This is a genomic window from Anoxybacillus sp. J5B_2022 (assembly GCF_026847645.1).
Taxonomy (GTDB): Bacteria; Bacillota; Bacilli; order Bacillales; family Anoxybacillaceae; genus Anoxybacteroides.
This window is the reverse complement of the sequence record NZ_JAPSMC010000003.1, coordinates 26,155-49,495: the sequence shown is the minus strand read 5'-3', so window position 1 is coordinate 49,495 and position 23,341 is coordinate 26,155. Positions and strand designations below refer to the sequence as shown.

Sequence of the window (23,341 nt, the reverse complement as noted above, 5' to 3'; positions counted from 1 at the left end):
AGACACATTATGTAACGGAGGAGGTGGATGGTGGTGGCAAAAATTGGTGTAGAACCATCATTAACGAATGTACAAATGGCATTAAAAGAAAGAGGACACGAAGTCGTTCCGCTTCGGCAAGAAAGCGATGCGAAAGGGTGTGACTGCTGCGTGGTGACCGGGCAAGACGTAAACGTTATGGGCATTCAAAACGCTGTCACCGCAGGCGCCGTGATCGAAGCGAGCGGATTAACGGCGGAAGAAATTTGCCAAAAAGTCGAAGAAAAAGTGCGCTAACCAAGAAAAGCGAAGGCGACTTGGTTGATATTCAGCAAAGAAGGTCTAACTGACGTTGATTCATTTTTGGTCCGTAAGCTGCCATCTTTGCAAAGAAGCGATGCCGCAAGTGAATGAGTTTCGCGATCGCTATCAACATGAATTGAACGTCGTCGCTGTGCATATGCCGCGTTCCGAGAAAGATTTAGATATCGAACTTGTGAAACAAACAGCGGAGGAACATGGGATCACGCAACCAATTTTAATCGATAACGAACATAAAATTACAGAAGCGTTCGAGAACCAATATGTTCCTGCGTACTATGTGTTTGACGCGGAAGGGAAACTTCGCCATTTCCAAGCAGGAGGAAGTGGCATGAAAATGCTCGAAAAACGCGTTACCCGTGTGTTGGAAGAAAATCAAAAAACGGAATAACGAGCAAAAGGAACTACGCCGTCTGGCTAGTTCTTTTTTGTTATAAGGAGTTGTACAATAAAATTTAATGGAAAATCATCACTTTTCTTGTTTGCGTTTTTAAAGAGGACGTATTACATTTGAAAGTATAGCAAACCTAATATTGGGGGAATTCATGTGAAAAAGAAGCAGTTTGCGGTTATTGGGCTCGGTCGTTTCGGCGGCAGCATTTGCCGCACATTAAGCGAGCAAGGCATGGAAGTGTTGGCAATTGACATTGATGAGGATCGCGTCAATGAATATGCGTCGATCGCTTCCCATGCCGTGGTAGGGGATTCAACCGATGAAGCCGTATTGAAAAGTTTAGGAATCCGCAATTTTGACCATGTGATTGTGGCGATTGGTGACAACATTCAAGCAAGTATTTTAACGACATTAATTTTAAAAGAACTTGGGGTGCAAAACATTACCGTAAAAGCGACAAACGATTACCATGAAAAAGTGTTAAAGAAAATCGGCGCCGACCAAGTCGTTCACCCAGAACGGGATATGGGAGAGCGGATTGCTCATAGCATTATTTCTAATAACGTTCTCGACTATTTAGAACTGTCGGATGTACATAGTATTGTAGAAATTGCCGCAAGCGACCGTTTGGACGGGCATTCGTTGTTAGAGCTCGATATTCGCGCTCGCTATGGCATTAACATCGTGGCGATTAAACGTGGCAATCAAGTCATTGTGTCGCCGCTTGCTTCGGAAATTATTCGCAAAGGCGATGTGCTCATTGTCATCGGCGCGGATGAAGATATCGACCGCTTCGAAGCGAAAGTCGTGAGCAACGAATAAGGAAAGCACTCAGATCTGAGGAGGCCACACAAGCCTTAGCCGCTTAAGAAAAAGACGGAGAGCATTAGCTGGCGCTTGGAACTAGACAGCAGCTCCATTTTATAGTAAAAAAACCGCTCATAACAGAGCGGTTTTTTTAAATTTCCATGATAATTGGCAAAATCATCGGTTTTCGTTTTGTTTTTTCATATAAAAACGGTGCGAGGGTGTCGGTAATTTCGTTTTTAATTTCGGACCATTGGTTCGTTTTGCGTTCAAGCACTTTTTCGAGATGTTTCGTAATGAGCGCTTGTGCGTCGTTAATTAAATCGCCGGATTCGCGCATATACACAAATCCACGGGAAATAATATCTGGACCGGCGGCGATTTTAAACTCTTTCATGTTAATGCTGACAACGACAATGACAAGCCCTTCTTCCGAAAGAATGCGGCGGTCGCGTAAGACGATATTGCCGATATCGCCGATGCCGCTGCCGTCAATATAGACAGAACCTGATGGCACTTTTCCAACGATGCCTGCTTCGTCTTCGCTTAATCCAAGCACTTCTCCGTTGTCCATAATAAAGCAGTTTTCTTCCGGCACGCCACAATCGACCGCGAGTTTGGCGTGCATTTTTTGCATCCGGTATTCTCCGTGAATCGGCATGAAATATTTCGGTTTCATCAGGCGGATCATCAATTTTTGTTCTTCTTGTCCGCCGTGGCCGGAGGTGTGGATGTCGCTTAACGGTCCGTGAATGACTTCTGCTCCCGCACGATACAGCATATTGATCGTTCGATTGACGCTCACCGTATTCCCTGGGATTGGAGAAGAAGAGAAGACGACCGTATCACCAGGGATGATTTGAATTTGGCGGTGTGTACCGTTGGCGATGCGCGATAGAGCGGCCATCGGTTCCCCTTGGCTTCCTGTGCATAAAATCGTAATGCGGTTGGCTGGAAGACGATTAATTTGTCCGGCGTCAATAAACGTATCTTTCGGACATTTAATATAGCCGAGCTGCTGTCCAATCTCAATCGCTGCTTCCATGCTGCGGCCGAATACGGCAATTTTGCGGTTGTTTAAAACCGCTGCTTCTGTCACTTGTTGCAAACGATGGATATTGGAAGCGAACGTTGCGAAAATGATCCGTCCTTGCACTTTCCGGAAAATATCATGAATGCTTTCGCCGACGCGGCGCTCCGACATCGTAAAATGCGGGATTTCGCTATTTGTGCTGTCGGACAATAGACATAACACGCCTTCTTTTCCGATCTCGGCCATTTTTGTTAAATTAGCCGGCTCACCGACAGGGGTAAAGTCAAATTTAAAATCCCCTGTATGTACGATTTGCCCCGCAGGAGTTTTCACGACGATGCCATAGCTGTCCGGTATGCTGTGGGTCGTCCGGAAAAACGTGACCGCTGTCTTTTGAAAGCGAATAGTATCGTCTTCTTTAATTTCGATCAATTTCGTTTGGCTTAACAGTCCGTGCTCTTCTAATTTGTTGCGAATGAGTCCTAAGGCAAGTTTACCTCCGTAAATCGGAACGTTCACTTGGCGAAGCAAATACGGAATGCCACCAATATGGTCTTCATGCCCGTGAGTAATAAATACCCCTTTTACTTTCTCCGCGTTTTTCACTAAATAGCTGTAATCTGGAATGACATAATCAATACCGAGCAATTCATCTTCTGGAAACTTAATACCAGCATCAATTACAATAATTTCATCTTGAAATTGTACGCCATATGTATTTTTTCCAATCTCGCCTAATCCGCCGAGAGCAAATACGCCAACTTGGTTTTCTTTTAAAAATTTCATCGTTTAAATCTCCAATACCGAAAAATTTGGGCTTTGTTTTTCATATTCTAAATGAGCACCTTTAAGCAGTTGAATGTACTCAATGTTGAGGTTCCGATCTTTTAATTTTTGGCGTACGTCGCGCTCTGATTCCGCTTCAATATACAACGTCCTCGTTTTTTCCCTCACAGGCACTTCATTCGGATTCTCCTGATAAAACACTTTAAAAATCATTGCAAAATCTCTCCTTACTGACCGATAATTTCCTTAACTTTTTTATTATATATAAAATGAAGATGTTTTTCATGTTTTTTATTTTCGGTATTTTATCCGTCCTTTGTTTGCGGGCGTTATCATCTTTGACGAAATGAGGCAGTTTCATTCATGGCATCGTTTTAAAAGAAAGCCCTTCTTCTTACAGAAGGGCTTATGACGCTAGGCGATGGATTTCTTTCGGAGCAAATCTTTCCATTGTTGGAGCAATTTTTTCTTGAGCTTTTTCAACATCTCACACCACTCCCTACTTCTTATTGTACTCATTTCTTGGAGAAAGTAAATGTCCTTGTCTTTAGTATATGAATATGAAGGCGTGTTTTTCATGGAGAAAGTTGGAACCTCGTTTTATTTGACACCGCTTATTTTTTCCATTAACGTAGTGATGAAACAAAGATTTTTATTGTATAGGTGAGAAATGATGGGAAAAAAAATTGTGTTTTTTGATATCGACGGAACGTTACTTGACGAAAAAAAAGAACTGCCGCGATCGACAGTCCAAGCGGTGCAGGCGTTAAGAGAAGTTGGTGTGTATGTCGCGATCGCCACTGGAAGAGCACCGTTTATGTTTGCAGATTTACGAAAGAAATTGGAGATTGATTCGTTTGTCAGTTTTAATGGTCAATATGTTGTGTTTGAAGGAAGTGTCATTTATAAAAACCCTTTGCAGCGCCATAAGCTGCATGAATTGAAGGAATCTGCCCACGAAAACGGGCATCCGCTTGTTTTTATGGACGCGGAAAACATGCGGGCGAGTGTGGAAAATCACCCATACATTCATGAAAGCATGGGCAGTTTAAAATTTTCTCATCCTCCGTTGGATGCCGCTTATTACGAAAACCGTGATATTTATCAGGCGCTATTGTTTTGCAAGCCGGAAGAAGAATATGCGTATGTGCAGGCCTATCCGGAGTTTCATTTTGTCCGCTGGCATAGTGTATCGACGGATGTGTTGCCGTTTGGCGGCTCAAAGGCGGAAGGCATTCGCAAACTAATTGAGCGAATCGGCATTCCAAAAGAAGACGTATACGCGTTTGGCGACGGACTGAACGATATGGAGATGTTACAGTTTGTTGGCACGGGAGTAGCGATGGGCAATGCAAAAGAAGAAGTAAAAAAGGTAGCGGACCTTGTAACGAAGCGGGTCGACGAAGAAGGAATTTTATACGGACTACAGCAGTTGGAGTTAATTAAATAAAGAAGGGCCGAGGTGCCCTTCTTTTTGCTCAGCGTTCGATAGGGATTGCATTTTCTGGAACTTTAAACGGGTTTTCTTGATCGATATGGTCGTAAAACATAATGCCGTTTAAATGGTCGATTTCATGTTGGAAAACAACGGCTAGCAATCCTTTTAAACGCAAAGTAACCGTTTCCCCTTCTAACGTCGTACCGGTCACCGTAATGCGGGCATAGCGCGGGACGTAGCCAGGGACGTCGCGGTCAACGGATAAGCATCCTTCCCCGCTTGTTAAATAGCACATTTGCACCGAATGGCTTGTAATTTTCGGATTAAATAACGCATAGCTATACAATGTCCCTTTTTCATCTTGCACGTGAACGGCAATCATTCGTTTCGATACATTAATTTGCGGCGCAGCTAATCCGATGCCTGGGCGTAGTCCGTATTTGGCTGCTAAATCAGGATCTTGGCTCATTTTTACATATTCTAATAAGCTTTGTAAAATCGCTTGATCTTCTTCGGACGCTGGAAGAGAGACCGGTTCCGCTATTTGCCTCAATGTTGGATGCCCTTCTTTAATAATATCTTTCATCGTAATCATCGCTGTTCACTCCTTTATAAATGTAAGTTTATCAAACATTTCCTTTTGACGTAAACAAAATAGCGAAAAGAAAGAAGGGAACAATTATTGAAAGCAACGAAATGTATACTATCCATGCTCATCGTTATTTTACTACAAGCTTGCAATATGTGGGCATCTGAAAAAGAAATGGTCAACCTATTTGAGCAAGTAGCGAAATATCAACGATGCGTATCAAAAAATGTTCGATGCTAACGAGCAATTTAACGAATATACAAAGCAGTACAATCAAGAAAAGAAACAATTACACGATGAACTTCAATAGCTGTCGACACGACAGCTTTTTACATAAAATTGGATGATATGATATAGTACAGAATATAATACAGATTTAGATATATACTATAACAGATCTTTTTTATTTAAAAAACATACCAATAGTGTAATTTAGTAAGATCAAAGTAATTGACGTCTGAAATAAGAAGGTGTAAACTAAAAAATACAAGTGAGTATTGTATTAATTTTTATTGAATAATCATTAATACAGTTTTGGTGTTTTTTATTTATTTCCACTAATTATAGCAAGGTCGATGAACGTTGTCTGTTTATCGCGAAATTTGGGCACATTAAGGCTAGAGGAAAACTGGTGAAATTACATTTTATTTTTTATAGAAGAAAGGTAGAGGTGAAAGGAATGGGTGCAAAAACATCCGTATTTAATGTAAAAGAACAACTAGAAAAAGTTGCTGAGCAGTTTCCGACATTTCAAATTTTAAATGAAGAAGGCGAAATCGTAAATGAAGCAGCGATGCCGAATTTAAGCGATGAGCAGTTAAAAGAATTAATGCGCCGCATGGTGTATACGCGCGTGCTCGACCAACGCTCCATTTCGTTAAACCGCCAAGGCCGTTTAGGGTTTTATGCGCCGACAGCAGGACAAGAAGCAAGCCAGCTAGCAAGCCAGTTTGCCCTTGAAAAAGAAGATTTCATTTTGCCGGGATATCGTGATGTTCCGCAAATGATTTGGCACGGGCTTCCGCTTTATCAAGCGTTTTTGTTCTCGCGCGGCCATTTCCATGGAAACCAAATTCCTGAAGGTGTGAACGTATTGCCGCCGCAAATTATTATTGGGGCGCAAATCATTCAAGCAGCCGGGGTTGCGTTAGGTATGAAAAAACGCGGCAAAAAAGCAGTCGCGATCACGTACACTGGTGACGGCGGTGCGTCACAAGGCGATTTTTATGAAGGAATTAACTTTGCCGGTGCGTTTAAAGCGCCAGCGATTTTCGTTGTGCAAAACAACCGTTTTGCGATTTCGACGCCGGTCGAAAAGCAATCCGCAGCGAAAACAATTGCCCAAAAAGCAGTAGCAGCAGGAATCCCTGGCATTCAAGTAGACGGTATGGATCCGTTAGCTGTATACGTCGCGGTGCGTGAAGCGCGCGAGCGAGCGATTAATGGCGAAGGGCCGACGCTCATTGAAACGTTATGCTTCCGCTATGGTCCGCATACGATGGCGGGAGACGACCCAACTCGTTATCGCACGAAAGAATTGGAAAACGAATGGGAGAAAAAAGATCCACTCGTCCGCTTCCGCAAATTCTTAGAGAAAAAAGGATTATGGAGCGAGGAAGAAGAAAATCGCGTCATCGAGCAAGCGAAAGAAGACATTAAAGAAGCGATTAAGAAAGCCGATGAAACACCAAAACAAAAAGTGACGGATTTAATGAGCATCATGTACGAAGAGATGCCGTTCAACTTAAAAGAACAATATGAAATTTATAAAGAGAAGGAGTCGAAATAAGCATGGCGCAAATGACAATGATTCAAGCGATCACGGATGCGTTGCGCATCGAAATGAAAAACGATCCAAACGTGTTAGTGTTCGGGGAAGACGTTGGAGTAAACGGTGGCGTATTCCGTGCAACGGAAGGGTTACAAGCGGAATTTGGCGAAGAGCGCGTATTTGACACACCGCTTGCGGAGTCAGGGATCGGCGGTTTGGCGATCGGTCTAGCGCTACAAGGGTTCCGTCCAGTTCCGGAAATTCAATTTTTCGGGTTCGTGTATGAAGTAATGGATTCGATCTCCGGACAAATGGCGCGCATGCGTTATCGCTCAGGTGGGCGTTTCCACGCACCGATTACGATTCGTTCGCCATTTGGTGGCGGTGTTCATACGCCGGAATTGCATGCGGATAGCTTAGAAGGACTTGTTGCGCAACAGCCTGGTTTAAAAGTAGTCATTCCTTCCACGCCGTACGATGCAAAAGGATTGCTCATTTCGGCGATTCGTGACAACGATCCGGTCATCTTTTTAGAGCACATGAAATTGTATCGTTCATTCCGTCAAGAAGTGCCGGAAGGGGAATATACGATTCCGATCGGCAAAGCCGACATTAAGCGCGAAGGAAAAGACGTTTCAATTATTACGTATGGTGCGATGGTACACGAGTCGTTAAAAGCGGCATCGGAGCTTGAAAAAGAAGGCATTTCGGCAGAAGTTGTGGATTTACGCACTGTTCAGCCGCTCGACGTTGAAACGATTATTGCGTCTGTTGAAAAAACAGGCCGCGCCATTGTTGTACAAGAAGCGCAAAAGCAAGCAGGTATTGCGGCAAACGTCGTAGCAGAAATTAATGAACGAGCGATTCTCAGCCTTGAAGCACCAGTGTTGCGCGTAGCTGCACCAGATACCGTTTATCCGTTCTCGCAAGCAGAACCAGTTTGGTTACCGAACTTTAAAGATGTGATCGAAGCAGCGAAAAAAGTCATGAGTTTCTAAAAAAGGGGAAGGAGGAAGGGATCTTCCTCCTCCATAGCATTCGTGAAAAATAGGAGGTCGACAAACAGTGGCGTTTGAATTTAAACTACCAGATATCGGTGAAGGAATTCACGAAGGTGAAATTGTCAAGTGGTTCATAAAGCCTGGGGATGAAGTAAACGAAGATGACGTGCTATGCGAAGTGCAAAACGATAAAGCAGTCGTCGAAATCCCTTCTCCTGTCAAAGGGAAAGTGTTAGAAATTTTAGTAAATGAAGGAACGGTTGCAACCGTCGGACAAACGCTCGTGACATTTGATGCCCCTGGATATGAAAACTTAAAATTCAAAGGGCAAGATCACGATGAACCGAAAGCAGAAGAAAGAAAAGAAGAAGCTTCGCAAACACAGCAACCAGCAGCACCGGCAACGGAAGTAGATCCGAACCGCCGCGTGATTGCGATGCCTTCCGTGCGCAAATATGCACGTGAAAAAGGGGTAGATATTCGCCTCGTGCAAGGAACAGGAAAAAATGGACGTGTGTTAAAGAGCGATATTGATGCATACTTAGCAGGCGGTACAGGAGCGGCAGCGCCAGCAGAACCAGCTGCACAAGTGGAACAACGGGTGGAAGAAAAAGCAGCGCCGAAAGCGGAAGCGAAACCTGCTGCTGCGCCAGTTGTGCTTGAAGGCGAATTCCCAGAAACGCGCGAGAAAATGAGCGGTATCCGCCGTGCGATCGCAAAAGCGATGGTCAACTCGAAACATACTGCACCGCACGTTACGTTGATGGACGAAGTAGACGTGACAAAGCTTGTCGCGCATCGGAAAAAGTTCAAAGAGGTGGCAGCACAAAAAGGCATCAAACTTACGTTCTTGCCATATGTCGTCAAAGCGTTGACGTCGGCATTACGTGAATTCCCGGCATTAAATACGTCGATTGACGATGCAAGGGAAGAAATCATTCATAAACATTATTACAACATCGGCATTGCAGCGGACACAGACAAAGGGTTGCTCGTTCCGGTCGTGAAACATGCTGATCGGAAGTCCATTTTTACGCTTGCGAAAGAAATTAATGAGCTTGCGACAAAAGCGCGCGAAGGCAAACTTCTCCCGCAAGAAATGAAAGGTGCATCGTGCACGATCACGAATATCGGTTCTGCGGGCGGACAATGGTTCACGCCGGTCATTAACCATCCGGAAGTAGCGATTCTTGGCATTGGTCGCATTTCGGAAAAGCCGGTTGTGCGTGACGGTGAAATCGTGATTGCGCCGGTATTAGCGTTATCGTTAAGCTTTGACCATCGCATGATCGACGGAGCAACGGCACAAAATGCCTTGAACCATATTAAGCGTTTATTAAACGATCCTGAATTATTATTAATGGAGGCGTAAAACAATGGTAGTCGGCGATTTTGCAATTGAAACGGAAACACTTGTCGTTGGTGCCGGTCCTGGCGGATATGTTGCCGCGATCCGCGCCGCCCAATTAGGCCAAAAAGTAACAATTGTGGAAAAAGGCAATCTTGGCGGCGTTTGTTTAAACGTTGGCTGCATCCCATCGAAAGCGTTAATTTCGGCGGGGCATCGCTATGAAGTGGCAACACATTCTGAAGAGATGGGCATTAAAGCAGAAAACGTGACGGTTGATTTTGCCAAAGTGCAAGAGTGGAAAGCGAGCGTCGTGAAAAAATTAACAGGCGGCGTAGAAGGACTGTTAAAAGGAAATAAAGTCGAGATCGTCCGCGGGGAAGCGTATTTTGTCGATGCGAATACGGTGCGTGTCATGACGGAAAATAGCGCGCAAACGTACAAATTCAAAAACGCAATTATCGCGACTGGTTCTCGCCCGATTGAACTGCCAGCGTTTAAGTTCTCGAAACGCGTACTTGATTCCACAGGTGCGTTAAACTTGCCGGAAATTCCGAAATCGATGGTAGTCATCGGCGGCGGCTATATCGGTACAGAACTTGGCACTGCATATGCAAACTTTGGTACAAAAGTAACGATTCTTGAAGGTGCTGACGAAATTCTTTCTGGCTTTGAAAAGCAGATGACGGCAGTTGTGAAGCGCCGCTTAAAGAACAAAGGCGTCGACGTATTTACAAACGCGATCGCCAAAGGTGTTGAAGAGCGTGAAGATGGTGTAACGGTTACATTTGAAGTGAAAGGCGAGACAAAAACCGTTGATGCTGACTATGTGCTTGTGACAGTCGGTCGCCGTCCAAACACAGATGAACTAGGACTCGAACAAGTGGGCATTAAAATGACGGAGCGTGGATTAATCGAAATCGACAAACAATGCCGTACGAGCGTACCGAATATTTATGCGATTGGTGATATTGTTGCTGGTCCGCCTCTAGCACATAAAGCGTCTTACGAAGGAAAAATCGCTGCGGAAGCGATTGCCGGCCATCCGTCAGAAATTGATTATTTGGCGATTCCTGCTGTTGTCTTCTCTGATCCAGAATGCGCTTCTGTCGGCTATTTCGAAAAACAAGCCAAAGACGAAGGCATTGAAGTAATAACAGCGAAATTCCCGTTTGCAGCAAACGGTCGCGCATTAGCGTTGAACGATGCCGAAGGCTTTATGAAGCTCGTCGTGCGTAAAGATGATGGTGTCATCATTGGTGCACAAATTGTTGGTCCGAACGCGTCAGATATGATTGCAGAGCTTGGCCTTGCGATTGAAGCAGGCATGACGGCGGAAGATATTGCGATGACGATCCATGCGCACCCGACTTTAGGGGAGATTGCGATGGAAACAGCCGAGGTCATTCTCGGCAGCCCGATTCATATTATTAAATAAAGAAACAAAAGGATGTCCCGGTGTGGGATGTCCTTTTTTTATGACTATTTTATCTAGAGAGTTCATATCGTTATGGTAAAAGGAAAAAAGGGGATCGTCCGATGAAAGAGTATGTCGTTTTTTTGCTGCAAATGATGATTTGGAGTAGTTTTTCGCTCGTCGAATGGCTGTCTGGTCGCGATCGCCCGCTATTTCGCGGGATGTTGCTTTGCATGTTTTTATATTTGGCGTTTTTGCTTGCGCGGAAAGTAGGTATGCGAACGAAAAAAGCGCTGTGGACGACATGCTTTACAGCCATCATTTATTTTAGTTGCCAACATTTCGTGTGGGAATTTATATAAAAAACGATAGCTTTGGGCTATCGTTTATAATAATACATGACTCTGCCATTAAATAAATGCAATTCTCCTTCTAATTGTTTCGCGAGAAATTTGCAAAATTCGTTCGCTTTCCCTTTGTCTCCGTGCGTAGCGCTGTTTGGGAGCGTCACTTGAATAAATGGTGTTTCTTCTTCTTGACCGACACCAATAATAATCGAATGGTAACGGTCGGTCGTTCCTTTCAAATAAAACCATTGTTCGTTTCCGTCTGCTTCTACGATTTGATAAGGAAACGAGGCGTTTTCAAATCCCCACCCGAGCTGCTCGCCTGTTTTTTTCATCATTGCCTGATATGTGTGAAACAGCTCTTTTACGTCTTCAAGTGTAATCGTTTTCTTTTTCGATGCCGGTACAAGCTTTATGTATGCATGCGTAGACATGGTCTATCACCCCCGGATTTATTGTAACATTATTGAAAAATTTTTTCTATTGATTATAAAAGATATTTGAATTATAATAAAATTCAGTATATTTAAAGGAGGGGTGTTTATGAATTTGTTTGAAAAGTTGTATGATGAGTATGAAAAAGTAAAAGTGCGGTTCGTTGGCTTTACGACAAAGGATACGCGGTACGATTTTGGAATCGTGTATACGAACATGTTTTTTGGTAAACCTCTGGTGATTTGTATGCAAACAGGCCGCTCGACCCTCCTCGATCCAAAAGATGTTGAAAACCACGAGTATTTGCAGCGAATTTTCCGAATTGATACAGCCGAGCAGGCGGCGGATTTAGCCGAATTTTTCTCTGATGTCATCCCGGCAACAGCATTGCATCCAGAATACGATTATTAATATACGACAAAAGGCGGGCATTATGCCCGCTTTTTGTCATGCTCTAAAATAAATGTGACATACAAATTAGATGTTGACAAACAAAATATGATATATTATTATGAAATTAGCCAATCATTAAATCATCATAAAGGGGTTATGGGGATGGGCACAATCGTTTGTCAAACATGCAATTCAACGATCGGGCATTTTGAGGACGAAAAAGTAACGACGCTTTACGGAAAATGCACAGAATGTGGCTATGAAGAAGTAGACGAACAAGAGTAAAACGGTGTAGAAACAATGGGGGAAAGGTTTAAATAAATGAAAGCGCATGCAGAACGGGAGAGGCATGTGCTTTTTTTGTTTACATTTAAAAAAGAAGGGTACCTATGCGGACACCCTTCTTTTTCGCTTACCTAATCGGCTTATGTTCTTTAATAACGCGTAGTGTTTGTAGCGTATCGTCCTCTGGTCCTTGCACCGGCAACCCAACTTCGAGATTTTTCTTAATGTAGGCTAAGTTTTCGTCCGTAATAATTTCGCCAGGAATGAAAATCGGGATCCCCGGTGGGTAGACCATGACAAATTCGGCGATGATTCGTCCGGCGGATTGTTCAAACGGCACGACTTCTGTTTCCGAATAAAACGCATCGCGCGGCGTTAACGCAAGCGCCGGAATGTCTGGCAGTAACACTTTCGGTTTTACACCTGCATCCGCTTGATGGCGATATTGTTCCGATAAATGGCGCAGCGCCTTCACTAGTACGTCCGTTTCCTTTTCTGTATCGCCTGGTGTAATAATACATAAAATATTGTATAAATCGGACAGCTCGACTTCGATATGGTACATTTCCCGCAACCATTTTTCGACGTCATACCCCGTTAAGCCAAGTTCCTTTACGGAAATGATCAGTTTCGTCGGATCGTAATTGTACGTTGCTTTCGTTCCTAAAATTTCTTTACCAACACAATACAAATGCGGAATTTCATTAATTTTTTCGCGCGTTGCTTCCGCCAGCTGAATCGCTTTTTCAGCGAGCGCTCGGCCTTCTGTCGCTAACCGCTTGCGGGCGACATCGAGGGAAGCGAGCAACAAATACGACGTCGATGTCGTCGTTAACATGCTTAAAATCGCTTGGACGCGCTTGGCAGAAACGAGTCCTTCGCGCACGTTCAAAATCGAACTTTGTGTCATCGACCCGCCGAGCTTATGAACGCTCGTTGCTGCCATATCTGCTCCTGCTTGCATCGCAGAAAGCGGCAGTTTTTCATGAAAGTGAATATGCACGCCGTGCGCTTCGTCGACAAGAACAGGCACACCATGCGCATGGGCGATTTCGACAATTTTTTTCAAATCGCCGGCAATGCCAAAATACGTCGGATTAATGACGAGCACCCCTTTGGCGTCAGGATGCTGCGTTAACGCTTTATCCACTGCTTCCGGCGTAATGCCATGCGAAATGCCAAGCTCTTTATCCACTTCTGGATGAATAAAAATCGGGGTCGCGCCGGAAAACACGATGGCGGACATGACCGATTTATGCACGTTGCGCGGCACGATAATTTTATCGCCAGGACCAGCGACGGACATGACCATTGTCATGATTGCCCCGCTCGTTCCTTGTACGGAAAAAAACGTATAATCGGCGCCAAACGCTTCAGCCGCTAGCTCTTGCGCGCGTTTAATCATCCCTTTTGGCTGATGCAAATCATCCAAAGGACCGATGTTAATTAAATCGATGGCTAATGCATTTTCACCGATGAATTCACGAAATTGCGGATCCATTCCCGCCCCTTTTTTATGGCCAGGAATGTGAAACTGAATCGGATCTCTTTTCATATGTTCTAGCAGTCCGGTAAATAACGGTGTCTCAAACTGTGACAATGCTCCCTCACACCTCTTTTTGCATAAAAATAAAACAAATGCATTATAGCACTTATTTCACCGTTTGCAAAGAATCATTTTTGCATCATTTCTTCCCATATGGTGAAGGCGTTGCGCACCAACGCGTAGCGGTTATAGCGACATATAAAAAAGTTGGCCAATCAACACGCAGGAAATGAGGCAAGCATTCTCGAAACATATTATACTTATACATAGGAGGTGGAATAAATGGAATGGAAAACGAGAGTGACAGAGTTATTGGCGATTGAATACCCGATCATTCAAGGAGGGCTTGCGTATTTAGCGTACGCGGATTTGGCAGCGGCCGTTTCCAACGCTGGTGGATTAGGACAAATTACCGCGATGTCGTTGCCAACACCGGAGGCATTGCGCGAGGAAATTCGAAAAGTAAGGGAAAAAACCGACCGACCATTCGGCGTGAACTTTGCGATCGGACAGCACGGCCGACCGTTTTCGCATATGCTTGAAGTGGCGATCGAAGAGGAAGTGCCAGTCGTATCGGTTACGGGAGGAAACCCTGCCCCGTTTTTTGATCAATTAAAAGGTGTGGACGTAAAGAAACTAGTACTTGTCGCAGCCGTCCGCCAAGCGGTGAAAGCCGAAGAGCTAGGGGCTGATGCGGTAATGGTCGTAGGTCAAGAAGGAGGCGGCCATTTAGGAAAATACGATATTGGGACGTTTGTGCTTATTCCGAAAGTCGTGGATTCCGTGTCGATCCCGGTCATTGCTTCTGGTGGCATCGGAGACGGAAGAGGGTTAATGGCAGCGCTGGCGCTTGGAGCGGAAGGAATTGAAATGGGAACGCGGTTTATTGCGACGCAAGAATGCGTTCACGCCCATCCGCTATATAAGGAGTTGCTTGTGAAAGGCTCTGAAAACGATACAGTTGTCATTAAGCGAAGTTTAGGAGCGCCGGGAAGGGCGATTGCGAACGAGTGGACCGAAAAAATTTTACAAATCGAACAACAAGGCGGAACGTATGAGCAGCTAAAAGAATACATAAGTGGGGAAGCGAACCGCCGGTTTATTTACGATGGAGAAACGAAAGAAGGGTTTGCTTGGGCCGGACAAGTGATGGGATTGATCCATGATGTGCCGACGGTTGCGGAATTATTCGCTCGCATGATTCGTGAAGCGGAACAAATTCGCCATCGCTGGGCAAACTAACAGCGGAGGTGAACATGTTGAGTTATTCGTACCCGTTTTCTTATGATTGGACAACGCAAGAAATTATCGATGTCATTAAATTTTTTGAAGCGGTCGAAACCGTCTATGAACAAGGAATGGAACGGGAACAGTTAATGAGCATATATCGCCGTTTTAAAGAAATTGTTCCGAGCAAAAGCGAAGAGAAAAAATGGTGTGATGAGTTTGAAAAAACGAGCGGCTATTCTTCTTACCGCGTCATGAAAAAAGCGAAAGAGTCAAAAAGTGGCGACTGGATTCACATGACCGAAAAAAATTAGACGAATACACAAATTTGTTGCATAGCCCCCTTTCCTTACATAATATATATAAACAATCACTATCAGAAAATTTTGTGATTTCAAAGGCAACGACAAGAAGGAAAGGGGTGCTTATATTGATGAAAAAAACAGTCAATTCGGTAAAACGAACGGATGGAGAAAAACGGATGGCGGTCCTTAAGCTTGAATTGGATTATGAGTTAGCAACCCTTTACGAAGCGATGATGGAAAATGATGAAGAGAAGAAAAAAGAATGCAAACGAAAGTTGGAAAAATTACGTCAAGAACTTATGCGTCTTCAACTATAAAGACAGATCGATGGCGAACCATGGTTATACGGTTCGTTTTTTCTTGCAGAATGTGCCAACTTGCACTATTCTAATGTATATTCGTACATAAAAATTTATGATGATTTTTTTCGATAGGAGTTGGAAAAAATGAATTGGGAACACATCGATGAATGTGCCCGAAAATGGCTGAAGGAAGCCGGTGTCCGCATTCGTGAAACGTTTGAGCAACAATTGACGGTACAAATGAAATCGAATCGAAAAGATTTAGTAACAAATGTGGACAAAGAAACGGAGCAGTTTTTTATTGAACGGATTAAAGAAACGTTTCCGGAGCATCGCGTGCTTGGCGAAGAAGGGTTTGGCGATGATGTAGGAGCGTTAGATGGTGTCGTCTGGATCATCGACCCGATTGACGGAACAATGAATTTTATCCATCAACAGCGAAATTTTGCTATTTCCATTGGTGTTTTTCACGACGGGATCGGTCAGCTTGGCTATATTTACGATGTTGTGCACGATGAATTATATTATGCCCAAAAAGGGAAAGGAGCGTTTTTAAATGGCCGGCCGCTTCCGCGTCTGCAGCCGGTAGAGATTTCGGAAGCGATTATTTCGCTGAATACGACGTGGGTGATTGAAAATGCACGCATCGATCCGTCTGTATTAGCACCGCTTGTCAAAGCAGTGCGTGGGACGCGGTCATACGGTTCTGCTGCGTTAGAAATGGCGTATGTCGCAACCGGAAGATTGGATGCGTACATCACGATGCGGTTGTCACCGTGGGATTTTGCGGGCGGACTTGTGATTGTCGAAGAAGTTGGCGGGATCGTGACGAATGTATACGGAGAACCGCTCCAACTTCTTGGCCAAAACTCTGTATTGGTGGCCAAACCAGGGCTCCATGAACAAATTGTAACGAAGTATATTCGCAAATAAAATCGGGACAAGCGTTTTGTTGTCCCGATTATAATGTGCCTTTTTCGCGCATCCGCTTTTTAGTGGCAAACCCGATTCCCATAACGATAACAAAGACAACAATGGAAATAACAACGCCGATCGTGCTTTGTTCCGCAATAAAAATGCCGATCGCCATAATTGACGAGGCAGCTAAAATCGCAAACAATAAAAAGACCGGTTGAAACGGTTTCATGAAAATCCCCTTTCTTGCCTTTCGTTCCCTTCTTTTTAAGTCTACACGAAAACATTCCGCTTTTCTATCCTCTTTATGATATAATAAACGAGCAATTTACACATAGGAGTGAACAAAGTGAAACGGCGAGAAGATCTTCGAAATATTGCAATTATCGCCCATGTCGATCATGGAAAAACAACGTTAGTAGATCAGCTATTGCGCCAATCCGGCACGTTCCGCGCGAACGAGCAGGTGCAAGAACGGGCGCTTGACCGCAATGACTTGGAAAGAGAACGTGGAATTACGATTTTAGCGAAAAATACAGCCATTCATTATAAAAATGCGCGCATCAACATTTTAGACACGCCGGGACATGCCGATTTTGGCGGGGAAGTAGAGCGAATTATGCGCATGGTCGACGGCGTGTTGCTCGTCGTCGATGCTTACGAAGGCTGCATGCCGCAGACGCGCTTTGTTTTGAAAAAAGCGTTAGAGCAACATTTGACGCCGATTGTCGTCGTCAATAAAATTGACCGCGAATTTGCTCGTCCGGAAGAAGTCGTCGATGAAGTGATTGATTTGTTTATTGAATTAGGAGCGTCGGAAGAACAACTAGAGTTTCCAGTCGTTTACGCTTCCGCGTTAAACGGAACTGCGAGCTTGGACCCACATACGCAAGAAAGCGATATGACGGTGCTGTTTGAAACGATTATGGCACATATTCCCGCTCCTGTCGACAATCGAGTCGAGCCGCTTCAATTTCAAGTGGCGCTTCTCGACTATAACGACTATGTCGGCCGAATCGGGATCGGGCGTGTGTTTCGCGGCACGATCAAAGTCGGGCAGCAAGTTGCCTTAATGAAATTAGATGGATCGGTCAAGACGTTCCGCGTGACGAAGCTATTTGGCTTTATCGGGTTAAAGCGAATCGAAATTATGGAAGCGGAAGCGGGCGATATTATTGCGGTTTCTGGAATGGAAGATATTAACGTTGGCGAAACGGTATGCCCGATTGAGCATCAAGAAGCGTTGCCAGCATTGCGTATTGATGAACCGACGTTAAAAATGACGTTTTTAGTCAATAATAGCCCATTTGCTGGGCGGGAAGGAAAGTATGTTACTGCCCGCAAAATCGAAGAGCGTCTTCATACGCAGCTCGAAACGGATGTGAGCTTGCGCGTCGAGCCGACTGATTCGCCTGATGCATGGATCGTTTCCGGCCGCGGTGAATTGCATTTATCGATTTTAATTGAAAATATGCGGCGCGAAGGGTTTGAACTACAAGTATCGAAACCGGAAGTCATTATGAAAGAAATCGATGGTGTGCTTTGTGAGCCGATCGAGCGCGTGCAAATCGACATTCCGGAAGAATATACCGGCGCGATTATGGAATCGCTCGGCGTGCGCAAAGGAGAAATGGTCGATATGATTCATCAGGAAAATGGACAAGTCCGCCTCATTTTCATGGTGCCAGCGCGCGGATTAATTGGTTACCGTACAGAATTTATGTCATTGACGCGTGGATACGGAATTTTAAACCATTCATTCGACCATTATGCCCCGGCGCAAAAGGGACTTGTTGGTGGACGGCGCCAAGGTGTGCTCATTTCAATGGAAACAGGAAAAGCGACGGCTTACGGCATTATGCAAGTCGAGGACCGCGGCACGATCTTTGTCGAGCCAGGAACGGAAGTGTATGAAGGAATGATTGTCGGTGAGCATACGCGCGAAAACGATTTAGTCGTTAACATTTGCAAAGTGAAACATGCGACGAATATTCGTTCCGCCACGAAAGAACAGACGGTGACGATGAAGAAGCCGCGGCTAATGACGCTCGAGGAAGCGCTTGAATATTTGAACGACGATGAGTATTGTGAAGTAACACCGCAGTCGATTCGCTTGCGCAAGAAAATTTTAGACAAAAATGAGCGCGAGAAGCTAGCGAAGAAAAAGAAAGCGGCCGAGCAGGCAAAATAAAGGGGGCAGGAACAATGAGTGTGATGGAGCGGCTTTCCTTTTTTGCGTCGCTATATGGAGTGCATACGAATCCGAAGCAAGGAATGTGGCTTCTTTATATTACAGTATTAATTTTATCCGCTATTGTGTACCGGCTTGGGTTTGCGAAAAAGTTACCGCTGTTAAAAAATGTGGTTATTTACATTTTGCTTGCCTTAGGATGCACCATTTTAACGTTTTTTGCTGTCTTTTTACCGGTTGCCGAAGGGTTAGTTGTCGCAGCGCTCATTTTAATCATTTATAAAATTCGGCTACATCAAGCGAAAAAGCAAGAAGAAAGTTCGACAAGGCGGTGACGAGATGAAGTCATTGCAAGATGCCCTTTATAATTGGCTAACGATTCAAGTCGTTGCGGATGCGCGGCCAAACGATACTGCCGCACAAGAAACCGCCGCCTTTTTCCGGACGATTTTACAAAATGATTTTCAGATTACAAAGGTTAACGTGAAAAAAGATGAAATGATGTATATCATCCATTATGAAAAGGAACAGCAATCGAAAACAGCACGCTTTCCGGTGGAACTGATTGAAGCCATGCTTGAGCAAATCGAACGCGAGCCCGAGAAATATATCAACTATCCAACCGAACAAAAGCACCGTGCATAGCGCGCGGTGCTTCTACCATTCATCGTGCGGCGTGTTGGAACGGTAAATGCGAAATTTCCCGGTCGCAAGCCGCATCTTTGTTTTTTCGGCAATGCGTTCATAGCATGATTCGCACATATACGTATGGATCGGACGGTTGCGCAACCGCTTTGCCAACAATGATTCATCATCAATTACGTTAATTTGATCGCAAAGAACACATTTCACTCTCATCGTACACCTCGTAGTTAACACCATTTGTTTTGATTATACCATTTTCCTTTGCAACTTTGGAGAAAATAGGTATGATAAAATTATCACTATCCGGGAGGTGTTTTTGATGGCTAATGAAGTAGAACAAAAACTGATCGAGCCTCTTTTCCAAGCGTTGCAAAAAGAGCGATTCGTAACGGTCGCGACGATTGACCATGAAACCGGCGGCCCGAATGTCAGCGCCATTTCATGGGTGTATGCACCGAGTGAAGACCGCCTTTATTTTGCGGTCGATAACCGCTCGCGTATTGTGCAAAACATTCAAAAAAATCCGTTTGTCGTCATCACGTTAATTGCCAACGAATCGACGTATTCGATTAGCGGCAAAGCGCACGTCAAAATCGAGAAAATGGACGGAGTTCCGCTCAAATTAGCGCTTGTAGAAATCGTGATTACGGAAGTGCGCGATGTCATGTTTTACGGAGCAAAAATTTCCGTTGAGCCGAAATACGAAAAAACGTACGATGCCCAAGCAGCGGCAAAATTAGATCATCAAGTGATGAGTGCACTAAGAAATGCGTAACGAAAAAGAGCTTAGCGGATGGCTAGGCTCTTACTCATTTAAATAGTGATTCGATTGTTTGTCTTGACGGTTATTCAGCTGTTTTTCCTCTTTTTTGTTCAGCTCCGCATTGTTTTCTTTTGTTGGCGCTGGATTTTTTGTTTGCAGTAAATCGCTTGGAATTTCCGGCATGACGCGACCGACGATATCAGCCACTTCGTTCATAAATGCCTGCACAGGTCGGCCGTTATCCACTTGGCGGACAATGTTTTGCAGTCGCGTATATAAGTCAGGATCAGCGATAATGATCGCGTTCGCTCCGTATGGATCTTTTTGCAAGCTTTCGGCGACGGAATATTTCACTGTTCCGACGCGGGAACGATCTAACTTATCGTTTACGTCAATGCCAACGATCGCATATTTCCCAACAACAAGGACAGTGGCATCTTCGACGTTAGGCACGCGGTTTGCTAAATCTGCTAAATGGTGGGCAATCTGTTGGCCTGATTTATTTTGCACATTCTCGCTTACCGTATTTTTCACTCGGACGAGAGATTCGTTAGGCGTATCTTGCCGATTTCCGATATTGCAGCCTGTTAAAATGAAAAAGAGACTAGTCGCAACAAGAGCAGAGTAACGATTCATTATTTGCACCTCGGTCTGTTTTTAACTTTATTTTGTGACCAACCTTCTATCTTTATACATTTCCTCATACTATATAACAACAATCCCGTCCAAAGAAAGCGAACATACTAAACGAAATGGGGGCGTGGGAATTTGGGAAATAAAATATACGTGCTCGATACAAACGTGCTCCTGCAAGACCCGTATTCCATTTTTTCCTTTGAAGATAACGAAGTGGTCATCCCTGCTGTCGTATTAGAAGAAGTGGATTCAAAAAAGCGGTATATGGATGAGGTTGGAAGAAATGCGCGGCAAGTGTCAAAATTGATTGACCGCCTCCGTGAAAACGGAAAACTGCATGAAAAAATTTTGCTCGATAACGGAGGCGTGCTCCGAATTGAGTTAAATCACCGCTCGTTTCAGCAACTGCAAGACATTTTTGTGGAAAAGACGAACGATAATCGCATTTTAGCGGTTGCCAAAAATTTAGCGCTTGAGGAACAGGAAAAAGAGGATGGCCGCTCAGTCATTTTAGTGAGCAAAGATGCACTCGTTCGCGTCAAAGCGGATGCGATTGGCTTGCAAGCAGAAGACTTTTTAAACGACCGCGTTGTTGATATTGAGCATATTTACACAGGATTTTTAGAGCTGTACATAAATGCGGAGCATTTAAGTCGTTTTTATGAAAAAGGGGAGCTTGTTCTTTCGGAAATTGCTAATCATCCGTTTTATCCGAATCAATTCATCATCATGAAAGATGCGCTCGGTAGCTCAGCATCTGCGGTCGGTATGGTTGATCACGCCGGGAAAAAAGTAAAAAAATTGACGTTTCACCATGAACACGTTTGGGGGATTCGCCCGCGCAACGTTCAGCAGACGATGGCGTTTGAGTTGCTGATGCGTGAAGACCTTCCGCTTGTAACGCTTATCGGCAAGGCGGGAACAGGAAAAACACTTTTGGCGCTTGCTGCGGGGCTCATGCAAACAGAAGATCTCGGGAGGTATAAAAAACTGCTGGTGGCTCGACCGATCGTGCCCGTCGGTAAAGATATCGGGTTTTTGCCAGGTGAAAAACAGGAAAAATTGCGCCCGTGGATGCAACCGATCTTCGATAACTTAGAATATTTATTTAACACGAAAAAACCAGGAGAACTCGATGCGATTTTAGCGGGGATGAGTTCCATCGAAGTAGAGGCGCTTACTTATATACGCGGTCGCAGTTTACCGGAGCAGTTTATTATTATTGACGAAGCGCAAAATTTAACGAAACACGAAGTAAAGACGATTTTAACGCGCGTCGGTGAAAAAAGTAAAATTATTTTAATGGGGGATCCTGAACAAATTGATCATCCGTATTTAGATGAATACAACAACGGGTTAACGTATGTCGTTGAAAAATTTAAAGAGCAAAAAATTTCCGGGCATGTCCGGCTCATTAAAGGTGAGCGCTCGGGATTGGCGCAGTTGGCCGCAGATTTGCTATAAAAGGCTGTCCGATGCGGACAGCCTCGTTGTCCGCGCTAGCGAACGATGAATTGGCGGACGTGCGTAATCGGATTGTGCCGGTTAGAGCCGTCGCCGAAATATACGTGAACCGGTCCGTCCTCTTTTAACGGCTTTCCATCTTTTGAAAAACAAAGAATGACATCATATGCTTGCTCAAGCGGAATAGCTACTTCTCCACTCTCGGTGACGACAACAAACGTCGTTGCTTCTGGAAGCGCTTCAGCGTTGCGCAAAAACGGCGCAAGCGGCATTGCAAAAGTTCCGGTAATAAGCTTTTCTTTGGCGAATGTTTTCTCTGTTTTCAATGTCGGTGGAAAGACGGCCCCTTCTTGAATTTCACGATCCCAGTAAGCGGAAATCTTTTGAATCTCATCTTCTTCCTGTGGTTGTTCCTCTTTTTGGCCAGAAAAATAAGTCTCCAGTTCGACTTTGCGGTCATCGAAAATCCATACGCCAGGGTCTAGCGTAATCGAAAATTTCACTTTTCCTGTAATTGGAATAATGCGATCCATAGCTGTCCTCTCCTCTCCTGTCATTTACTGTATTCAGTATAATGATAAATAAACGTTTTGTCATGTCCGATCATTTGTGACAAGTCTTTCATCTTGCAAAATTTTTCGATTCACGTTAAGATTTAAAGAAGGATTAGGGGAGAACGGAGGGATCAATGTGACCGACGAAACGATTAATTATCGTGAAAAAGCGTACGCGCTCTTAAAGACAGATGCGGATAAAATTGTTAAGCTCATTCAAGTGCAAATGGACAACTTAACGATGCCTCAGTGCCCTCTTTATGAAGAAGTGCTCGATACGCAAATGTTTGGCTTGTCTCGGGAAATCGACTTTGCGATCCGGCTAGGCCTTGTCGATGAAAAAGACGGCAAAACACTTCTTGATACGTTAGAGCGGGAGTTGTCCATACTTCACGAAGCTTCCACGAAAAAACGCGTACGATAACGATAAACGTTAACTCAAACGGTTG

The 23,341-nt window shown here is 44.4% G+C and carries 30 protein-coding genes and 1 pseudogene; 22 read left to right on the top strand and 9 right to left on the bottom strand.

Going from position 1 to position 23,341, the window contains the following annotated elements; translation table 11 throughout:
• Positions 1-33 precede the first annotated feature (33 nt).
• From M4I42_RS01575 to M4I42_RS01565, 3 genes and pseudogenes are all read left to right on the top strand, one after another.
• The gene (locus M4I42_RS01575; protein ID WP_268850509.1) at positions 34-276 is read left to right on the top strand and encodes a YkuS family protein; all 243 of its coding nucleotides are present in this window, start codon (positions 34-36) and stop codon (positions 274-276) included.
• A 52-nt stretch (positions 277-328) separates the two neighbouring features.
• Positions 329-691: pseudogene (locus M4I42_RS01570) on the top strand (TlpA disulfide reductase family protein); the annotation flags it as partial.
• 156 nt (positions 692-847) lie between these two features.
• The gene (locus M4I42_RS01565) at positions 848-1,516 is read left to right on the top strand and encodes a potassium channel family protein (RefSeq protein WP_268850508.1); all 669 of its coding nucleotides are present in this window, start codon (positions 848-850) and stop codon (positions 1,514-1,516) included.
• Between the two features lie 136 nt (positions 1,517-1,652).
• On the opposite strand, the gene rnjA is transcribed toward M4I42_RS01565, so the two are convergent.
• Together rnjA and M4I42_RS01555 are read right to left on the bottom strand one after the other, a co-directional pair.
• Complete coding sequence (gene rnjA / locus M4I42_RS01560) at positions 1,653-3,320, bottom strand: ribonuclease J1 (RefSeq protein ID WP_268850507.1); 1,668 nt, start codon at positions 3,318-3,320, stop codon at positions 1,653-1,655.
• Positions 3,321-3,323: 3 nt separating this feature from the next.
• Positions 3,324-3,533: a DNA-dependent RNA polymerase subunit epsilon gene (locus tag M4I42_RS01555; protein ID WP_268850506.1), complete on the bottom strand. Its 210-nt coding sequence runs from the start codon at positions 3,531-3,533 to the stop codon at positions 3,324-3,326.
• Positions 3,534-3,993: 460 nt separating this feature from the next.
• Here M4I42_RS01555 and M4I42_RS01550 point away from each other — a divergent pair, with 460 nt between their 5' ends.
• Positions 3,994-4,770 carry a Cof-type HAD-IIB family hydrolase gene (locus M4I42_RS01550; RefSeq protein WP_268850505.1) on the top strand — a complete coding sequence of 259 codons (777 nt, stop codon included), beginning with the start codon at positions 3,994-3,996 and terminating at the stop codon, positions 4,768-4,770.
• Between the two features lie 28 nt (positions 4,771-4,798).
• Here the strand turns inward: M4I42_RS01550 and def are convergent, their stop codons facing one another.
• Complete coding sequence (gene def / locus M4I42_RS01545; RefSeq protein WP_268850504.1) at positions 4,799-5,353, bottom strand: peptide deformylase; 555 nt, start codon at positions 5,351-5,353, stop codon at positions 4,799-4,801.
• A 199-nt stretch (positions 5,354-5,552) separates the two neighbouring features.
• Between def and M4I42_RS17140 the strand changes: the two genes are divergently transcribed.
• The 6 genes from M4I42_RS17140 (at position 5,553) to M4I42_RS01520 (ending at position 11,246) form a co-directional block, all read left to right on the top strand.
• Positions 5,553-5,657: a YkyA family protein gene (locus M4I42_RS17140; RefSeq protein ID WP_442864061.1), complete on the top strand. Its 105-nt coding sequence runs from the start codon at positions 5,553-5,555 to the stop codon at positions 5,655-5,657.
• A gap of 369 nt (positions 5,658-6,026) precedes the next feature.
• A complete protein-coding gene (gene pdhA, locus M4I42_RS01540) occupies positions 6,027-7,136 on the top strand; it encodes a pyruvate dehydrogenase (acetyl-transferring) E1 component subunit alpha (protein WP_268850503.1) in 1,110 nt (369 codons plus the stop codon).
• Between the two features lie 2 nt (positions 7,137-7,138).
• Positions 7,139-8,116, top strand: coding sequence for an alpha-ketoacid dehydrogenase subunit beta (locus M4I42_RS01535; RefSeq protein WP_268850502.1), 978 nt, complete (start codon positions 7,139-7,141; stop codon positions 8,114-8,116).
• Positions 8,117-8,183: 67 nt separating this feature from the next.
• Positions 8,184-9,491: a dihydrolipoamide acetyltransferase family protein gene (locus tag M4I42_RS01530; RefSeq protein ID WP_268850501.1), complete on the top strand. Its 1,308-nt coding sequence runs from the start codon at positions 8,184-8,186 to the stop codon at positions 9,489-9,491.
• 4 nt (positions 9,492-9,495) lie between these two features.
• Positions 9,496-10,905 carry a dihydrolipoyl dehydrogenase gene (gene lpdA, locus M4I42_RS01525; RefSeq protein ID WP_268850500.1) on the top strand — a complete coding sequence of 470 codons (1,410 nt, stop codon included), beginning with the start codon at positions 9,496-9,498 and terminating at the stop codon, positions 10,903-10,905.
• A gap of 101 nt (positions 10,906-11,006) precedes the next feature.
• The gene (locus M4I42_RS01520; RefSeq protein ID WP_268850499.1) at positions 11,007-11,246 is read left to right on the top strand and encodes a hypothetical protein; all 240 of its coding nucleotides are present in this window, start codon (positions 11,007-11,009) and stop codon (positions 11,244-11,246) included.
• Between the two features lie 17 nt (positions 11,247-11,263).
• On the opposite strand, the gene M4I42_RS01515 is transcribed toward M4I42_RS01520, so the two are convergent.
• Entirely contained in the window at positions 11,264-11,665 is a 402-nt protein-coding gene (locus M4I42_RS01515) for a DUF1885 family protein (protein ID WP_268850498.1), read from the bottom strand.
• A 109-nt stretch (positions 11,666-11,774) separates the two neighbouring features.
• On the opposite strand from M4I42_RS01515, the gene M4I42_RS01510 reads away from it, so the two are divergent.
• Positions 11,775-12,077 (top strand): DUF3055 domain-containing protein, encoded by a 303-nt coding sequence (locus M4I42_RS01510; protein WP_268850497.1) that lies wholly within the window; start codon positions 11,775-11,777, stop codon positions 12,075-12,077.
• A gap of 144 nt (positions 12,078-12,221) precedes the next feature.
• Positions 12,222-12,344: a GapA-binding peptide SR1P gene (locus tag M4I42_RS01505; RefSeq protein ID WP_268850496.1), complete on the top strand. Its 123-nt coding sequence runs from the start codon at positions 12,222-12,224 to the stop codon at positions 12,342-12,344.
• A gap of 127 nt (positions 12,345-12,471) precedes the next feature.
• On the opposite strand, the gene M4I42_RS01500 is transcribed toward M4I42_RS01505, so the two are convergent.
• Positions 12,472-13,944, bottom strand: a complete 1,473-nt coding sequence (locus tag M4I42_RS01500; RefSeq protein WP_268850495.1) for an aminotransferase class I/II-fold pyridoxal phosphate-dependent enzyme — start codon at positions 13,942-13,944, stop codon at positions 12,472-12,474.
• A 228-nt stretch (positions 13,945-14,172) separates the two neighbouring features.
• On the opposite strand from M4I42_RS01500, the gene M4I42_RS01495 reads away from it, so the two are divergent.
• The 4 genes from M4I42_RS01495 to M4I42_RS01480 all read left to right on the top strand — a co-directional run bounded on the left by M4I42_RS01495 (position 14,173) and on the right by M4I42_RS01480 (position 16,657).
• Positions 14,173-15,132, top strand: coding sequence for an NAD(P)H-dependent flavin oxidoreductase (locus M4I42_RS01495; RefSeq protein WP_268850494.1), 960 nt, complete (start codon positions 14,173-14,175; stop codon positions 15,130-15,132).
• Positions 15,133-15,149: 17 nt separating this feature from the next.
• Positions 15,150-15,431, top strand: coding sequence for a UPF0223 family protein (locus M4I42_RS01490; protein ID WP_268850552.1), 282 nt, complete (start codon positions 15,150-15,152; stop codon positions 15,429-15,431).
• A gap of 119 nt (positions 15,432-15,550) precedes the next feature.
• A complete protein-coding gene (locus tag M4I42_RS01485; protein WP_268850551.1) occupies positions 15,551-15,739 on the top strand; it encodes a hypothetical protein in 189 nt (62 codons plus the stop codon).
• A gap of 129 nt (positions 15,740-15,868) precedes the next feature.
• A complete protein-coding gene (locus M4I42_RS01480; protein ID WP_268850493.1) occupies positions 15,869-16,657 on the top strand; it encodes an inositol monophosphatase family protein in 789 nt (262 codons plus the stop codon).
• A 28-nt stretch (positions 16,658-16,685) separates the two neighbouring features.
• Here the strand turns inward: M4I42_RS01480 and M4I42_RS01475 are convergent, their stop codons facing one another.
• Complete coding sequence (locus M4I42_RS01475) at positions 16,686-16,871, bottom strand: YlaF family protein (RefSeq protein ID WP_268850492.1); 186 nt, start codon at positions 16,869-16,871, stop codon at positions 16,686-16,688.
• Positions 16,872-16,988: 117 nt separating this feature from the next.
• Here M4I42_RS01475 and typA point away from each other — a divergent pair, with 117 nt between their 5' ends.
• From typA to M4I42_RS01460, 3 genes are read left to right on the top strand one after another with little or no spacing between them, the layout of a single operon-like run.
• Entirely contained in the window at positions 16,989-18,830 is a 1,842-nt protein-coding gene (typA, locus tag M4I42_RS01470) for a translational GTPase TypA (protein WP_268850491.1), read from the top strand.
• A gap of 14 nt (positions 18,831-18,844) precedes the next feature.
• Positions 18,845-19,165 (top strand): YlaH-like family protein, encoded by a 321-nt coding sequence (locus tag M4I42_RS01465; RefSeq protein ID WP_268850490.1) that lies wholly within the window; start codon positions 18,845-18,847, stop codon positions 19,163-19,165.
• A 4-nt stretch (positions 19,166-19,169) separates the two neighbouring features.
• Positions 19,170-19,475: a hypothetical protein gene (locus tag M4I42_RS01460; RefSeq protein WP_268850489.1), complete on the top strand. Its 306-nt coding sequence runs from the start codon at positions 19,170-19,172 to the stop codon at positions 19,473-19,475.
• A 12-nt stretch (positions 19,476-19,487) separates the two neighbouring features.
• On the opposite strand, the gene M4I42_RS01455 is transcribed toward M4I42_RS01460, so the two are convergent.
• The gene (locus tag M4I42_RS01455; protein WP_268850488.1) at positions 19,488-19,688 is read right to left on the bottom strand and encodes a YlaI family protein; all 201 of its coding nucleotides are present in this window, start codon (positions 19,686-19,688) and stop codon (positions 19,488-19,490) included.
• Between the two features lie 106 nt (positions 19,689-19,794).
• Here M4I42_RS01455 and M4I42_RS01450 point away from each other — a divergent pair, with 106 nt between their 5' ends.
• Positions 19,795-20,250, top strand: coding sequence for a pyridoxamine 5'-phosphate oxidase family protein (locus M4I42_RS01450; RefSeq protein WP_268850487.1), 456 nt, complete (start codon positions 19,795-19,797; stop codon positions 20,248-20,250).
• Positions 20,251-20,280: 30 nt separating this feature from the next.
• Here M4I42_RS01450 and M4I42_RS01445 read toward each other — a convergent pair whose 3' ends face one another.
• Positions 20,281-20,874, bottom strand: a complete 594-nt coding sequence (locus tag M4I42_RS01445) for a YhcN/YlaJ family sporulation lipoprotein (protein ID WP_268850486.1) — start codon at positions 20,872-20,874, stop codon at positions 20,281-20,283.
• Positions 20,875-21,006: 132 nt separating this feature from the next.
• Between M4I42_RS01445 and M4I42_RS01440 the strand changes: the two genes are divergently transcribed.
• Complete coding sequence (locus tag M4I42_RS01440) at positions 21,007-22,338, top strand: PhoH family protein (protein ID WP_268850485.1); 1,332 nt, start codon at positions 21,007-21,009, stop codon at positions 22,336-22,338.
• Positions 22,339-22,373: 35 nt separating this feature from the next.
• Here M4I42_RS01440 and M4I42_RS01435 read toward each other — a convergent pair whose 3' ends face one another.
• Complete coding sequence (locus M4I42_RS01435; protein WP_268850484.1) at positions 22,374-22,871, bottom strand: peptidyl-prolyl cis-trans isomerase; 498 nt, start codon at positions 22,869-22,871, stop codon at positions 22,374-22,376.
• Between the two features lie 157 nt (positions 22,872-23,028).
• Between M4I42_RS01435 and M4I42_RS01430 the strand changes: the two genes are divergently transcribed.
• The gene (locus tag M4I42_RS01430; RefSeq protein WP_268850483.1) at positions 23,029-23,316 is read left to right on the top strand and encodes a YlaN family protein; all 288 of its coding nucleotides are present in this window, start codon (positions 23,029-23,031) and stop codon (positions 23,314-23,316) included.
• Positions 23,317-23,341: the final 25 nt, after the last annotated feature.

Excerpts from the sequence above, each read along its gene's own strand:
- M4I42_RS01445 (WP_268850486.1), bottom strand. The coding sequence starts at position 20,874 with ATGAATCGTTACTCTGCTCTTGTTGCGACTAGTCTCTTTTTCATTTTA.
- M4I42_RS01465 (WP_268850490.1), top strand. The coding sequence starts at position 18,845 with ATGAGTGTGATGGAGCGGCTTTCCTTTTTTGCGTCGCTATATGGAGTG.
- M4I42_RS01475 (WP_268850492.1), bottom strand. The coding sequence starts at position 16,871 with ATGAAACCGTTTCAACCGGTCTTTTTATTGTTTGCGATTTTAGCTGCC.
- M4I42_RS01455 (WP_268850488.1), bottom strand. The coding sequence starts at position 19,688 with ATGAGAGTGAAATGTGTTCTTTGCGATCAAATTAACGTAATTGATGAT.
- lpdA (WP_268850500.1), top strand. The coding sequence starts at position 9,496 with ATGGTAGTCGGCGATTTTGCAATTGAAACGGAAACACTTGTCGTTGGT.
- M4I42_RS01520 (WP_268850499.1), top strand. The coding sequence starts at position 11,007 with ATGAAAGAGTATGTCGTTTTTTTGCTGCAAATGATGATTTGGAGTAGT.
- def (WP_268850504.1), bottom strand. The coding sequence starts at position 5,353 with ATGATTACGATGAAAGATATTATTAAAGAAGGGCATCCAACATTGAGG.
- M4I42_RS01435 (WP_268850484.1), bottom strand. The coding sequence starts at position 22,871 with ATGGATCGCATTATTCCAATTACAGGAAAAGTGAAATTTTCGATTACG.
- M4I42_RS01460 (WP_268850489.1), top strand. The coding sequence starts at position 19,170 with ATGAAGTCATTGCAAGATGCCCTTTATAATTGGCTAACGATTCAAGTC.
- M4I42_RS01555 (WP_268850506.1), bottom strand. The coding sequence starts at position 3,533 with ATGATTTTTAAAGTGTTTTATCAGGAGAATCCGAATGAAGTGCCTGTG.
- M4I42_RS01505 (WP_268850496.1), top strand. The coding sequence starts at position 12,222 with ATGGGCACAATCGTTTGTCAAACATGCAATTCAACGATCGGGCATTTT.
- M4I42_RS01510 (WP_268850497.1), top strand. The coding sequence starts at position 11,775 with ATGAATTTGTTTGAAAAGTTGTATGATGAGTATGAAAAAGTAAAAGTG.
- M4I42_RS01550 (WP_268850505.1), top strand. The coding sequence starts at position 3,994 with ATGGGAAAAAAAATTGTGTTTTTTGATATCGACGGAACGTTACTTGAC.
- M4I42_RS01515 (WP_268850498.1), bottom strand. The coding sequence starts at position 11,665 with ATGTCTACGCATGCATACATAAAGCTTGTACCGGCATCGAAAAAGAAA.
- rnjA (WP_268850507.1), bottom strand. The coding sequence starts at position 3,320 with ATGAAATTTTTAAAAGAAAACCAAGTTGGCGTATTTGCTCTCGGCGGA.
- M4I42_RS01495 (WP_268850494.1), top strand. The coding sequence starts at position 14,173 with ATGGAATGGAAAACGAGAGTGACAGAGTTATTGGCGATTGAATACCCG.
- M4I42_RS01480 (WP_268850493.1), top strand. The coding sequence starts at position 15,869 with ATGAATTGGGAACACATCGATGAATGTGCCCGAAAATGGCTGAAGGAA.
- M4I42_RS01535 (WP_268850502.1), top strand. The coding sequence starts at position 7,139 with ATGGCGCAAATGACAATGATTCAAGCGATCACGGATGCGTTGCGCATC.
- pdhA (WP_268850503.1), top strand. The coding sequence starts at position 6,027 with ATGGGTGCAAAAACATCCGTATTTAATGTAAAAGAACAACTAGAAAAA.
- M4I42_RS01485 (WP_268850551.1), top strand. The coding sequence starts at position 15,551 with ATGAAAAAAACAGTCAATTCGGTAAAACGAACGGATGGAGAAAAACGG.
- M4I42_RS01450 (WP_268850487.1), top strand. The coding sequence starts at position 19,795 with ATGGCTAATGAAGTAGAACAAAAACTGATCGAGCCTCTTTTCCAAGCG.